Genomic DNA, 12,143 nt, shown 5'->3' on the forward strand with positions numbered 1-12,143 from the left:
CTCGAATTTGGCATCCCTGTTTGGGTGCAAAAACACCGCGAAAACAGGGTTGATTTATATCCTGTGCACCATTTAATTTCACAAATGCGACATTCTGCGCTGTTCCTGTGCGCGATTGGTTTGTTAAAGTCCGGCTCAATTATTCCAACGACAATAAATTTGCCGAGACTTTTTCCATGATCGAATCCGTCGACTCCTTCCTTGCCCGCCTGAAAAAACGCGACCCGGACCAGCCTGAATTTCATCAGGCCGTCGAAGAAGTGCTGCGTAGCCTGTGGCCCTTTCTTGAAGCCAATCCGCATTACCTGAGCTCCGGCATTCTTGAGCGCATCTGCGAGCCTGAGCGGGCCGTCGTGTTCCGCGTGTCCTGGGTCGACGATCACGGCAAGGTCCAGGTCAATCGCGGTTTCCGTATCCAGATGAACAGCGCCATCGGCCCGTACAAGGGTGGGCTGCGTTTCCATCCGTCGGTGAATCTGGGAGTCTTGAAGTTCCTCGCCTTCGAGCAAACCTTCAAGAACTCGCTGACGTCCCTGCCCATGGGCGGTGGCAAGGGTGGTTCGGATTTCGACCCCAAAGGCAAGAGCGACGCCGAAGTCATGCGCTTCTGCCAGGCTTTCATGAGCGAGCTGTACCGTCACATCGGCGCCGATGTCGACGTGCCGGCTGGCGACATCGGTGTCGGTGCCCGTGAGATCGGCTTCCTGTTCGGTCAGTACAAGCGCCTGAGCAACCAGTTCACCAGCGTGTTGACCGGCAAGGGCCCGAGCTACGGCGGCAGCCTGATTCGTCCTGAGGCCACCGGCTTCGGTTGCGTGTACTTCGCCGAGGAAATGCTCAAGCGTCGCGGTGCCACCGTCGAAGGCAAGCGCGTGGCGATCTCCGGTTCCGGTAATGTTGCGCAATACGCCGCGCGCAAGGTCATGGACCTGGGCGGTAAAGTGATTTCGCTGTCTGACTCCGAAGGCACGCTATATTGCGAAAGCGGGCTGACCGAGGCGCAATGGCAGGCCGTGCTGGAACTGAAAAACGTCCAGCGCGGACGCATCAGTGAACTGGCAGGTCGTTTTGGCCTGGAGTTCCTGGCCGGCCAGCACCCTTGGGGGCTGAGCTGCGACATCGCGCTGCCGTGCGCCACGCAGAACGAACTGGATGCCGATGCCGCACGGGCATTGCTGCGCAATGGCTGCATCTGTGTGGCGGAAGGCGCGAACATGCCGACCACCCTCGAAGCCGTCGACCTGTTCATCGAGGCCGGCATCCTGTTCGCGCCGGGCAAGGCGTCCAATGCCGGTGGAGTTGCCGTCAGCGGCCTGGAGATGTCGCAGAACGCCATGCGCCTGCTTTGGACCGGTGGTGAAGTGGACAGCAAGCTGCACGCGATCATGCAGTCGATCCACCATGCTTGCGTGCACTACGGGGAAGAAAACGGTCAGGTCAACTACGTCAAGGGTGCCAACATCGCCGGTTTCGTCAAGGTTGCCGACGCCATGCTTGCCCAGGGCGTGGTTTAAGCCGCTTCGATGCGCATCACTTCTATCCGTTGATTGCCGGCGGGGCGTTGCCAGAGCACTTCATCGTGCCGATGTGCGCCCAGCAATGCCCGACCCAGCGGTGAGCTCCAGTTGATCAGGCCACGGGCTGCATCGGCCTGATCCTCACCCACCAGTTGCACTCGGTGTTCGGTGCCATTCTCATCGACGAAAGTCACCCAGCTACCGATCTGCACGGTCTCGGTCGAAGTGGCGGCGGGCACCACCTGGGCGCTGCTCAGTCGCTGCTTGAAGTAGCGCAAGTCACGTTCGAGGTCGGCCAGGCGCTGCTTGTCTGCCTGGTCGCCCTTGGCCAATTGCTCGGCATGCAGGGTTTGCAACTCGACGACTTTGTCCTGCAACTGGCTCAGGCCGGATGGAGTGACATAGTTGGGCTGCGTGCTGACCTGCCGCTCGACCGGCTGATCGGCTTGCGCAGCGGCGTTATCTTCATTGACGAATGCCCGGCTCATGGTTTTCTCCCGTAATAGGGTTTTGGCCATGCTGGCAGGCATTTGGTTTCACTGGATGTCTGGAAGCGACCTATTGCGAGCGATAGGCCTCTCGCGGCTCCTACAGGCGTCAGTAGTGATACCACTTCAGCTCAAGCATCACTTCATTTTCGGGCGTGGCCAGGTGGCTGAATTCGCGCTGGGCACTCAGGCGCAGACCGAGGTTGCGCGACAGTTCCCACTGCTGGTTCAAGCTCAGGCTGCGGCGCACTTCACCGTTGGTGAAGAAGTCGCCCTTTGCCTCCAGGCTCAAATTGCCCAGCGGGTTTTTCCACAGCAGGCCTGTGTTGAAACCCGCCGCCGGCGAGATGAACTCGGCGAAGTCATTGTTGTGCTCCACGCGCACGGTGCCCAAGGCAAAACCGAGCGTGTCGTCGGCCAGTTGCCAGGTGCCACCGCCGCCGCCATTGACGTGGCTGACCAGGGTTTCATCGTCATGCTTGCCCGGCACCCGCTCCAGGCCACCGGTGACCTGCCAGGACAGCGGTTGCAGCAGCTCGTTGCGCGGGGTCAGGGAACGTATCGTCGCCAGGTCCAATTGCTGCACTTGCCAGTCATTGCCTTCGTACTGGCGCAGTTTCAGCTGCAGGATTTCGATCTGTGCGCCGAGAGGAAAGCTTTCGGCGTTATCGTTGAGGTCGTGATAGGCCATGCGCAGGCCGTACTCGCCAAAGGCACGGTCGCCGCGGGTGCCGAGACCGGCCTGCCAGGTCCGCGATTCGTGGCCATCCTCGGGCAGGCCAGGCTGCGGGATGTCCAGTTCCGGTGCGGGGTTCTGGTTGATCGCCCGAAGCAATTCAAAGCTGCGCTGCGCCCGTTGCGGATCACGCTCCTGACCGTTGGCGCGGTAACGTTCCAGGCGATAGGCCGCATCGATGATCAGTGCTTGGCGATCGCGGGGCTGTGCCTTGAACTCGGCTGTTTGCAGTTGTTTCTGGTCGGCGCTGACTTTCAGTACCCACTGCTGTTCTTCATCGGTCAGGGGCTCGGCACGGCTTAGCAGTTCGCGTTCGCGCGAAGGACGGTACTGGATGGACTCCACCAGCCCGGCTTCTTTCACGGCTTTTACAGTGTCAGTGGGGATGGCGGTCAGGGGGAACTGCTCGGTCAGGCGCAGGCTCGGGCGCGCCACTTGCAGCAGTTCCAGCAGGCGGTAGGAGCAGTTTTCGTCGAAGAAGAAATAGTCGAACTGAATCTGCTTCAGTTCCCAGACATGCTCGACCATGCGCGCCGTTTCCTGCTGGGTCAGGTTCAGGCGGTATTCCCACAAGTCGCGGTTTTCGAGGCTGCGGTATTCCGAGAGTTTTTCCTGGTAGGGCACCAGCGCAAACAGTCCCGGATAGCCACCCATCAAGCCTTTCCAGGCGTACAGGATGCTGTTGTCCGAGCCCTCGATGTAGGCGCCGAAATTGATCGCGTAACTGAGCAGCGAGGTCTTGTCGCTCTGTACATCGGCCTGATCGATGCGCAGCAGGGTGTGGCCGAACATCGATGACGGGCTGTTCAGGTAGGCCGCCGGAAAGATCATCACCGCGCTGTGGGGCGAGACGTCCTTGAACCATTGCTTGAACTCGGCGCAGGGAAGCGCCGGCAGGTCGGTCAGGTTGAGCTGCGATTTCAGCCAGCGGGTTCGTGCCGGGTAGACGCACTGTGCATGCTGTTCACCTGCACTGGCCGGGGCATACAACGCCTGCACGGTGGCCGCCAGTTCATGGTCTGGACGTTCGTTGCCATCGGCGGCGAGAAAGAATTTTTTGTCGCTGACATAGCTGCGCCAGCCACCGAGCTTGGCGGTTTCGTAATGACCCAGGGAAATCCAGAAGGGGTCGTTGGCCAGCTGCTGCAAACGTTGAGGATCGATATGAGGCGCGGCGGACAGCGGGGCGCAGACACAGAGCGCCAGCCAGGAAAGGCGTTTGAGCATAAGTGGCAACTTAAGTCGAAAGAAACAAAGACCCAAGGCAGGGCGGGGTCAAAAAAATAAAAACCCGCTTCCCGAAAGAAGCGGGCGGGTCGAGCTTATGCCTGAGTGGCGTACTTGGCCAGACGAGGATCGCTCTTCAGAACGGCCAGAGTGTTGGTATGCACATCTTCCGCGGTCACGTCAGCCTTGCTGAAGATCTGCTGGAAGTGCTCGTGAGTGACGGCGGCGAAGTGCGCGCGGTCTTCCGGCGCCACGCCCAGTACCACGGCGTAGGTGGTCAGCGCTTCGCCCTGACCTTTAGCCATGTCTTCGGACAGCTCGTTCATCATGCCATTCATGGCAAACCAGGATTTGCCGCCATAGGTCAGCGACGCGTTGGTCGAGCAACCGTTGGTACCAGAAGTCATACCGAACGTTGCGTTGCCGGAGGTGCCGTTGGTGGTGGATGCCAGGAAGTGAGCCGGGGTGCCACGCTGGCCTTCGAACAGCATGTTGCCCCAACCGCAATCCGGGCCGCCTGGCGCCTGAGCCATGGCGTTGATGGATACAGCGGTGAAGAGAGTACCGAGAAGAATCCGTTTCATAGCTTTATTCTCTTGTGTGCATACCAATGGACAAGGGTGCTGGCGCCTATCTGATGCCAGTTGGGCCGGTTATTAGTCCAGCCGCGCAGTTTGGAGTTTAGGCACGTTCCCGGGGTTCCGTGATTTTTTGCTGAATATTCAGTGCAAACCTTGATTTGACCCCGGCCCGCCTGGCTCAGATGGTTTGTCTATGCTTTGCCATGAGGCGCGCCTTGCAAGTGAGGTATGGGCAGCGCCAGAATGCCGCTATCTGCCCCGCCTGATTGTTAAGGAAGCCCGATGCCTGATCCTGTTGCTGCCAGCTTGCGTCTAGCGCCTGAAGCGCTGACCCGTCCGTTTTCCGCTGAACAGTTCAGCTTCTCTACCACCAATGATCTGGAGCCCTTTCGCGGTGTGCTTGGCCAGGAACGTGCGGTCGAAGCCTTGCAGTTCGGTGTGGCCATGCCACGCCCCGGTTACAACGTATTCGTCATGGGCGAGCCTGGCACCGGTCGCTTCTCGTTCGTCAAACGTTACCTGAAGGCCGAAGGCAAGCGCCTGCAGACCCCGGCGGACTGGGTCTACGTCAATAATTTCGATGAGCCGCGCGAACCCCGCGCCCTGGAGTTGCCATCGGGCACCGCCGGTGCCTTCATCGGCGACATCAACGGTTTGATCGACAACCTGCTGGCGACCTTTCCGGCGGTGTTCGAGCACCCGTCCTACCAGCAGAAAAAAAGCGCCATCGACCGAGCGTTCAACCAGCGCTACGACAAGGCGCTGGACGTGATCGAGCGGCTGGCGCTGGAAAAAGAGGTCGCGTTGTACCGCGACAGCAGCAACATTGCCTTCACGCCGATGCTCGAAGGCAAGGCGCTGGACGAGGCGGAATTCGCCCAGTTGCCGGAAGCCGAGCGCGAGCGCTTTCACGAGGATATATCCAACCTCGAAGAGCGTCTGAACGAGGAGCTCGCCAGCCTGCCGCAATGGAAGCGTGAGTCGAGCAATCAACTGCGCCATCTCAACGAGGAAACCATTACCCTGGCCCTGCAGCCATTGCTGTCGCCGTTGTCGGAGAAATACGCCGAGAACGCTGCGGTGTGCGGCTACCTGCAAGCGATGCAAGTGTATTTGCTCAAGACCGTGGTCGAGCAACTGGTCGACGACAGCAAGACCGATGCTGTCGCCCGCAAGCTGCTGGAGGAGCAATACGCGCCGAGCCTGGTGGTCGGTCATCCGTTCAGCGGCGGTGCGCCAGTGGTCTTTGAGCCGCACCCGACCTACGAAAATCTGTTTGGTCGTATCGAGTACACCACCGATCAGGGCGCGCTCTACACCACCTATCGGCAACTGCGACCGGGTGCGTTGCACCGGGCCAACGGCGGCTTCCTGATCCTTGAAGCGGATAAAATGCTCAGCGAGCCGTTCGTGTGGGATGCGCTGAAGCGCGCCCTGCAATCGCGCAAACTGAAAATGGAATCGCCCCTGGGCGAGATGGGCCGTTTTGCTACCGTCACCCTGACGCCGCAGCACATTCCTTTGCAGGTCAAGGTCGTCATCATCGGTGCCCGCCAGCTCTACTACACGCTGCAAGACCTCGATCCGGACTTCCAGGAAATGTTTCGCGTCCTGGTGGATTTCGATGAAGACATCCCGATGGTCGACGAGAGCCTGGAGCAGTTCGCCCAGTTGCTCAAGACCCGTACTTCCGAGGAGGGCATGGCGCCGTTGACGGCCGATGCGGTGGCACGCCTGGCGACCTACAGCGCACGCCTGGCCGAGCACCAGGGACGGTTGTCGGCGCGCATCGGCGATCTGTTCCAGCTGGTCAGCGAGGCGGACTTCATTCGTCACCTGGCCTCGGATGAAATGACCGACGCCGGTCACATCGAGCGTGCGCTCAAGGCCAAGGCCACCCGTACCGGGCGCGTGTCGGCGCGGATTCTCGACGACATGCTGGCGGGGATCATCCTGATCGACACCGCAGGCGCGGCGGTCGGCAAGTGCAACGGCCTGACCGTGCTGGAAGTCGGCGACTCGGCCTTCGGTGTACCGGCGCGGATTTCCGCCACGGTGTATCCGGGCGGCAGCGGCATCGTCGACATCGAGCGTGAGGTCAACCTCGGCCAGCCGATCCACTCCAAAGGGGTGATGATCCTCACCGGTTACCTGGGCAGTCGTTATGCCCAGGAGTTTCCGCTGGCCATCTCCGCGAGTATCGCGCTGGAGCAGTCCTACGGCTACGTCGATGGTGACAGTGCTTCCCTGGGCGAGGCGTGCACTTTGATATCGGCCTTGTCGAAAACTCCGCTCAAGCAGTGTTTTGCAATTACCGGCTCGATCAACCAGTTTGGTGAAGTGCAGGCCGTGGGTGGCGTCAACGAGAAGATCGAAGGCTTCTTCCGGCTCTGTGAAGCCCGCGGGTTGACTGGCGAGCAGGGCGCGATCATTCCTCATGCCAACGTCGCCACGCTGATGCTCGATGAGAAGGTGCTGGCGGCGGTGCGCGCCGGTCAGTTCCATGTCTATGCCGTGCGCCAGGCTGACGAGGCGCTGAGCCTTTTGGTGGGCGAGCCGGCGGGCGAACCCGATGAGAATGGCGAGTTCCCTGAAGGCAGCGTCAACGCACGGGTGGTGGAGCGCCTGCGGGTGATCGCGGAGATGATCAGCGAGGAGGATCTGAAAGAGGCCGAAAAGGAAATGGCGGTCGAGGCGCTGGTGGAGGCCAAGCCGGCCTGACACCAAACTGAGGCTTCACCCGATCCACTGTGGGAGCGGGCTTGCTCGCGAAGGCGGTCTGACATTCAACATTGATGTTGTCTGGCACGACGCTTTCACGAGCACGCCCGCTCCCACATTTGCTTCTGTGAATTTCAATAAAGTGCCATCACTCTGGCGCCAATATTCACACTATGACCATTCGGCGCCTTCTGGTCTTACTTGACGTGCTAGTCAGACTTTTCCTCTATTCTCTGCTCAAGGATATCGACAGTATCACTGGATCGAGACAGCCTTCCCGTGGAGGCTGAATACCGGATCTACCGAGGGTCGCCGCCATGTCGCGCAACCTCTGTCTCACCCGTCAATGCCTGGGTCTTGTGACCCGTATCGAATGCGCCATCAAGCCGTTGGCTGGCGATACGGGCATGTGGACCTTGCTCTTCGCCGCCGGAATGGCCGGTGAACAGCCTTCAGCCATCAAAGCCCAAGGCCCGTTTCATGGCCCTTTCGTGGCCGAGTCCATCCTCGATACCATCGTTGAAAGCCTGACCCTGCATGGCTATGAACTGGCCGATGACCCGCAGATCTGGTGCCTGCATCTGCAAGCCCAGTTACGGGAAATCAATGGTGGCCGTTGTCGTAACGTGGGTGGCTTCGAGTTCCGGCCTGAGCACTGACAACGCTATTGGGGCTGGCTGGACATGTCTGCCTTGTCGAGTTTGACCTCGAAACCGTATTGCACGGTGGCGAGGTCTGTTCGTTGATAGGTTTCCAGGCGCGTGGGTTGCCCGTAGAAGTAATGCACGGCGAATAACGCAGGGCCTTCTGTGCTCGCGTCATGGCTGACCGCAAGAATTTCCTTCAGGTAATTGCCGCTGTCATCCTTGGCGAAGAAACGCCAGTCCTGATCGGGAAATACTTTGGAATCCACCACCAGTGCATTGCCCTTGAGTTCAAGACCTTTGGGCAAGTGATGGGCTTCGACTGTCTGCTTGTCGACGGTGGCCAGAAACAATGGGATGGAACCGACCACAAAGGCAGGCGTTTGTGGAAACAGATTCAGATCGTAGGTGATGGTGCCGCGCAGGGGGTCGACCTCATAAGCCTCTGGTGGCAATTCGATCGGCTCATCGCGCTTGCCGCTACTGTCTTCGGTGAAGAAGCTGACCGGGCTGTCGCCAGGGTTGAAAGAGGTGCCGAGCAGTTCATCATTGAAGGTGCGCAGGTGAGTGAACTCGACGCGTGCAGCGCTTGGGTCCTCGACCGATTGATTGATCCTGACGCCTTTTTTCAGCTGTTCCTCTGTCAGCGTCGCACCCTTGAGCCAGGTCGGGGCGTTGTCGTCATAGACCACCACCGGCAAGTTCAGCGGCTGGATGGTTTTCGCCGTGGTGCGTCGGTCGAAGCGCAGGACCGGCAGGTTCAAGTCCTTGCGGGTTACCGTAACGCTCGAGAAATCCAGCAGGCTGACCTCAAGAGTTTCGATCGGCCCGTTGAAATAAACCTTGGAGTAGTGGCGTTTCTGTTGTTTCTCGAAGTTTTGTTGCTCTTCATCGAGCTGTTTTTCCAGCGACTCGCTCCAGAGCTTCTGTTGCTGCATCTTCGCCAGTTGTTTCTGGTAGAAGGCAATTTGTGCGGCGGTCTCATTGATCGAGCCTGAGCGCGAGAGAAACTGCCCGGTGGCGTCCCTGGCCTGGACAATCAGCGGGTTTAGCGGTGTTTCTGCGATTTCGGGCGCCAGCGGCGCGCTGTTGCTGAACTCGATTTCGGCGTAGTTCTCCGCCAGATTCACCAAGGTGACGCTCAGGTTGTCGTTGGTGCGGGTTTGGCCGATGTCCTTTTTCGTTAGGTCGAAGCTGTAGAGCCGGCGCGGCGCAATGACTTCCACCTGGCCTTGCAGGCTCACCGGTCGTGGCTGGTTCTTGATATCGACGTCCAGGCCTTCGATGAACGGATAGGTCACCGTCAGGTCGTCAGGGTTGGTCAGGTTTGAGCTCGACGGGCTCAGTTGAATGCCGGGGTCGGTTTCCGACCATTCCGGTTGGAAGGCGATGACCCGTTTGTTGCTCAGGGTAACCGACTGCCATTGCAGGCCATGGGGAAACAGGAACGCCGCCGGGATGCTGAAGTTGAAGGGGAACACCGGCTGCAGGTCAGTCAGGTAGTCGGAGCTGGATTCCTTGTGCAGGACGAACAGGCCATTGATGTAGGTGTCGACCAAGGCCTGTGGCGTTGGGTAGTGCTTGAGCACGGCGAGGGCGTCTTCGCCGTATTCGGTTTCCACAGGTTTGCTGTCGAGTTTGAGTTGTGCACGCTCGAGTAACAGCAACGAGCCACCCAGCTGGGCTACCGCATCCTTGAGCTTCGGGTCCTCGATGGCGTCCAGGGACTTCTCGAACTGCGCAGTCTTTTCTTCAAGGCTGACCTGACGCTTCTCGTCGCTGGGCGAGCACGCGCTGAGTAGCAAAGCCAGGCAAATCCCGGCACTCGTTAAAGGCAATCGCCCATCCATTTCCCGTCTTCCTGTCCGATGTCATTTTGCTGTCAATGGTTTGGACACTAGCAGAAAAAAATTGACACACACGCGCAGGTTGCGGATTTACCGATGGTTTCTGAGTGTTACAAGCCGCTGTTATACTTGCGGCCATTTCCAGTCCATATGTGAGATTTAATGGAACGCTTTATCGAAAATGCAATGTACGCCTCGCGCTGGCTGCTGGCGCCGATTTACTTCGGCTTGTCTCTGGGGCTGTTGGCACTGGCGCTGAAATTCTTCCAGGAAGTCTTCCACGTCATTCCCAACGTCTTCTCGATGGCCGAATCGGACCTGATCCTGGTGCTGCTGTCGCTCATTGACATGGCGCTGGTAGGCGGTTTGCTGGTGATGGTGATGATTTCCGGTTATGAGAACTTCGTTTCTCAACTGGACATCGACGACAACAAGGAGAAGCTCAACTGGTTGGGCACCATGGACTCGTCGTCGCTGAAAATGAAGGTGGCCGCCTCGATCGTAGCGATCTCGTCCATTCACCTGCTGCGCATCTTCATGGACGCCAAGAACGTCGATCCCGAGCATTTGCAGTGGTATGTCATCATCCACATGACCTTTGTAGTGTCGGCATTCGCCATGGGTTACCTGGATAAATTGACCAAGCACTAAGCCACGGCTGACCTGTACCTCGCACGCCGCCCGTCTGTTGCAAAACAGACGGGCGGCGTTGTTTATGGCTTGTGCTTTGAGGCGCCGAGGCATATCCCTGTAAAGGTGTTGGCTCGCCACTGTGTGAGGTGCGTTCATGAACCTGCAAGAGTTGAATGCCTATGCCGTCGCCGGAAAGGTCGATGAGCTGAACCTGATCTCGATGGAGGGGGGGATCTACCTGCTGGAGGCGCGTATGCATGGCGCGGCGTATCCATTGAACGATGCGCATGGCCAAACGATGAGTCTGCGCTCCGTGGAGCATGCCCGGGATGTGCTGCGTTCCTTTCCAAAGTTGCACTTCAACCTGGTGCATACCGTGGTTCATGACGAAATGTGCGGGTTGGTTGCCGATCTTGAGGAAAACCTGAAGGTGCCGATCGCCTGACGCCTCTGATCAACGCCACGACAACTGTGCTAGTCTGCTGGCCCTTTTGGTTTCGGGCGCTCCGGGACGCGCTGTGCACGCACGGCCTGTTTCGAGGCGTCCGCACAGCGGAGCAGTGTCATGTCCGAAGTAAATCTGTCCACCGACGAAACCCGCGTCAGCTACGGCATTGGCCGTCAGCTGGGCGACCAGCTGCGCGACAACCCGCCACCGGGCGTTAGCCTGGACGCCATCCTGGCAGGCTTGACCGACGCGTTTGCCGGTCAGCCAAGCCGTGTTGGCCAGGAAGAAATGTCCGCGAGCTTCAAGGTAATTCGCGAAATCATGCAGGCCGAAGCTGCAGCCAAGGCTGAAGCGGCCGCTGGCGAAGGCCTGGCGTTCCTGGCTGAAAATGCCAAGCGTGAGGGCATCACCACCCTGGCTTCCGGCCTGCAGTTCGAAGTACTGACTGCCGGTGAAGGCGCCAAGCCATCCCCTGAAGACACCGTGCGTACCCACTACCACGGCACCCTGATCGACGGCACTGTGTTCGACAGCTCCTACGAGCGTGGCCAGCCTGCGGAATTCCCGGTTGGTGGCGTGATCGCTGGCTGGACCGAAGCCCTGCAACTGATGAATGCCGGCAGCAAATGGCGCCTGTACGTGCCGAGCGAACTGGCTTACGGCGCTCAAGGCGTTGGCAGCATTCCGCCGCACAGCGTACTGGTGTTCGACGTCGAGCTGCTGGACGTTCTGTAATGCCCGGCCCGATATGACCTCGGGCTAATGTGGGAGCGGGCTTGCTCGCGATGGCGTTGGTTCAGTCGACAAATACGTTGCCTGACACACCGCTTTCGCTGGCAAGCCCGCTCCTGCAGGTTTAACGATTTTCATATTTCGATCTTGTGCTGCAGCTCATTGGTCGGGCGCAACGCCCGGGCATAGCAGAACAGGAACAGGTTGCGCACCACTTCCTTGAGCACTACCGGCTCGCTGGAACTCAACCCATTGACGTCCAGGTCACCTTGATCCTGCAGTTCGTTCAAGGCTTCCTCTTCCAGCACGGCACAGACTTCCCCGGTTTCCCGATGCAGGATCCTGAGGTAGGGGTGTGGGCGGTCCAGCCAGGCATCGATCAAATAAGTCATGTTCTCATCTCCGTTGATTGAGATTGATGAGAATAATTCCTATTCAATAAATAGCAAGGGCCTATGACCGCTTTGGGCTTTTTTCAGGGTAAAGATTGCGTAAGGTCAAAACGGCTGGCGTTTGGCTATTGCGGGGAGGTGTCCGGGGAGGCGGGGTAGGGTGTAGCGCCAGCCCGC

The 12,143-nt window shown here is 59.0% G+C and carries 11 protein-coding genes; 6 read left to right on the forward strand and 5 right to left on the reverse strand.

Annotated elements, in window-relative coordinates; translation table 11 throughout:
- Positions 1–176: 176 nt before the first annotated feature.
- Complete coding sequence (gene gdhA, locus BKX96_RS26030) at positions 177–1,514, forward strand: NADP-specific glutamate dehydrogenase (protein WP_046815731.1); 1,338 nt, start codon at positions 177–179, stop codon at positions 1,512–1,514.
- On the opposite strand, the gene BKX96_RS26035 is transcribed toward gdhA, so the two are convergent.
- The 3 genes from BKX96_RS26035 to BKX96_RS26045 form a co-directional block, all read right to left on the reverse strand.
- Positions 1,511–2,005, reverse strand: coding sequence for a GreA/GreB family elongation factor (locus BKX96_RS26035; protein ID WP_077185844.1), 495 nt, complete (start codon positions 2,003–2,005; stop codon positions 1,511–1,513). The two genes, gdhA and BKX96_RS26035, sit on opposite strands and share 4 nt — an antisense overlap.
- 109 nt (positions 2,006–2,114) lie before the next feature.
- Positions 2,115–3,968, reverse strand: a complete 1,854-nt coding sequence (locus BKX96_RS26040) for an Lnb N-terminal periplasmic domain-containing protein (protein WP_077185845.1) — start codon at positions 3,966–3,968, stop codon at positions 2,115–2,117.
- A 95-nt stretch (positions 3,969–4,063) separates the two neighbouring features.
- Entirely contained in the window at positions 4,064–4,552 is a 489-nt protein-coding gene (locus tag BKX96_RS26045; RefSeq protein ID WP_020798660.1) for a DUF3015 domain-containing protein, read from the reverse strand.
- Positions 4,553–4,831: 279 nt separating this feature from the next.
- Between BKX96_RS26045 and BKX96_RS26050 the strand changes: the two genes are divergently transcribed.
- A complete protein-coding gene (locus BKX96_RS26050; protein WP_046815728.1) occupies positions 4,832–7,270 on the forward strand; it encodes a Lon protease family protein in 2,439 nt (812 codons plus the stop codon).
- A 317-nt stretch (positions 7,271–7,587) separates the two neighbouring features.
- The gene (locus BKX96_RS26055; protein WP_046815727.1) at positions 7,588–7,929 is read left to right on the forward strand and encodes a PA4575 family protein; all 342 of its coding nucleotides are present in this window, start codon (positions 7,588–7,590) and stop codon (positions 7,927–7,929) included.
- A 5-nt stretch (positions 7,930–7,934) separates the two neighbouring features.
- Here BKX96_RS26055 and BKX96_RS26060 read toward each other — a convergent pair whose 3' ends face one another.
- Positions 7,935–9,764, reverse strand: coding sequence for a hypothetical protein (locus tag BKX96_RS26060; RefSeq protein ID WP_077185846.1), 1,830 nt, complete (start codon positions 9,762–9,764; stop codon positions 7,935–7,937).
- Between the two features lie 159 nt (positions 9,765–9,923).
- Here BKX96_RS26060 and BKX96_RS26065 point away from each other — a divergent pair, with 159 nt between their 5' ends.
- From BKX96_RS26065 to bamJ, 3 genes are all read left to right on the forward strand, one after another.
- A complete protein-coding gene (locus tag BKX96_RS26065) occupies positions 9,924–10,412 on the forward strand; it encodes a TIGR00645 family protein (RefSeq protein ID WP_046815725.1) in 489 nt (162 codons plus the stop codon).
- A gap of 136 nt (positions 10,413–10,548) precedes the next feature.
- A complete protein-coding gene (locus BKX96_RS26070) occupies positions 10,549–10,839 on the forward strand; it encodes a DUF6482 family protein (RefSeq protein WP_046815724.1) in 291 nt (96 codons plus the stop codon).
- Between the two features lie 120 nt (positions 10,840–10,959).
- Positions 10,960–11,577, forward strand: a complete 618-nt coding sequence (gene bamJ, locus BKX96_RS26075) for a BamJ family beta-barrel-assembly machinery protein (RefSeq protein ID WP_077185847.1) — start codon at positions 10,960–10,962, stop codon at positions 11,575–11,577.
- 131 nt (positions 11,578–11,708) lie between these two features.
- Here bamJ and BKX96_RS26080 read toward each other — a convergent pair whose 3' ends face one another.
- Positions 11,709–11,966, reverse strand: coding sequence for a PA4570 family protein (locus BKX96_RS26080; RefSeq protein ID WP_046815722.1), 258 nt, complete (start codon positions 11,964–11,966; stop codon positions 11,709–11,711).
- Positions 11,967–12,143 lie beyond the last annotated feature (177 nt).

It is taken from the genome of Pseudomonas putida (genome assembly GCF_001976065.1).
GTDB classification, from domain to species: Bacteria; Pseudomonadota; Gammaproteobacteria; order Pseudomonadales; family Pseudomonadaceae; genus Aquipseudomonas; species Aquipseudomonas serbica.

Bases quoted from the DNA above. Each gene is read 5' to 3' on its own strand.
- BKX96_RS26035 (WP_077185844.1), bottom strand. From the start codon at position 2,005: ATGAGCCGGGCATTCGTCAATGAAGATAACGCCGCTGCGCAAGCCGAT.
- BKX96_RS26045 (WP_020798660.1), bottom strand. From the start codon at position 4,552: ATGAAACGGATTCTTCTCGGTACTCTCTTCACCGCTGTATCCATCAAC.
- BKX96_RS26070 (WP_046815724.1), top strand. From the start codon at position 10,549: ATGAACCTGCAAGAGTTGAATGCCTATGCCGTCGCCGGAAAGGTCGAT.
- bamJ (WP_077185847.1), top strand. From the start codon at position 10,960: ATGTCCGAAGTAAATCTGTCCACCGACGAAACCCGCGTCAGCTACGGC.
- BKX96_RS26050 (WP_046815728.1), top strand. From the start codon at position 4,832: ATGCCTGATCCTGTTGCTGCCAGCTTGCGTCTAGCGCCTGAAGCGCTG.
- BKX96_RS26080 (WP_046815722.1), bottom strand. From the start codon at position 11,966: ATGACTTATTTGATCGATGCCTGGCTGGACCGCCCACACCCCTACCTC.
- BKX96_RS26055 (WP_046815727.1), top strand. From the start codon at position 7,588: ATGTCGCGCAACCTCTGTCTCACCCGTCAATGCCTGGGTCTTGTGACC.
- BKX96_RS26040 (WP_077185845.1), bottom strand. From the start codon at position 3,968: ATGCTCAAACGCCTTTCCTGGCTGGCGCTCTGTGTCTGCGCCCCGCTG.
- gdhA (WP_046815731.1), top strand. From the start codon at position 177: ATGATCGAATCCGTCGACTCCTTCCTTGCCCGCCTGAAAAAACGCGAC.
- BKX96_RS26060 (WP_077185846.1), bottom strand. From the start codon at position 9,764: ATGGATGGGCGATTGCCTTTAACGAGTGCCGGGATTTGCCTGGCTTTG.
- BKX96_RS26065 (WP_046815725.1), top strand. From the start codon at position 9,924: ATGGAACGCTTTATCGAAAATGCAATGTACGCCTCGCGCTGGCTGCTG.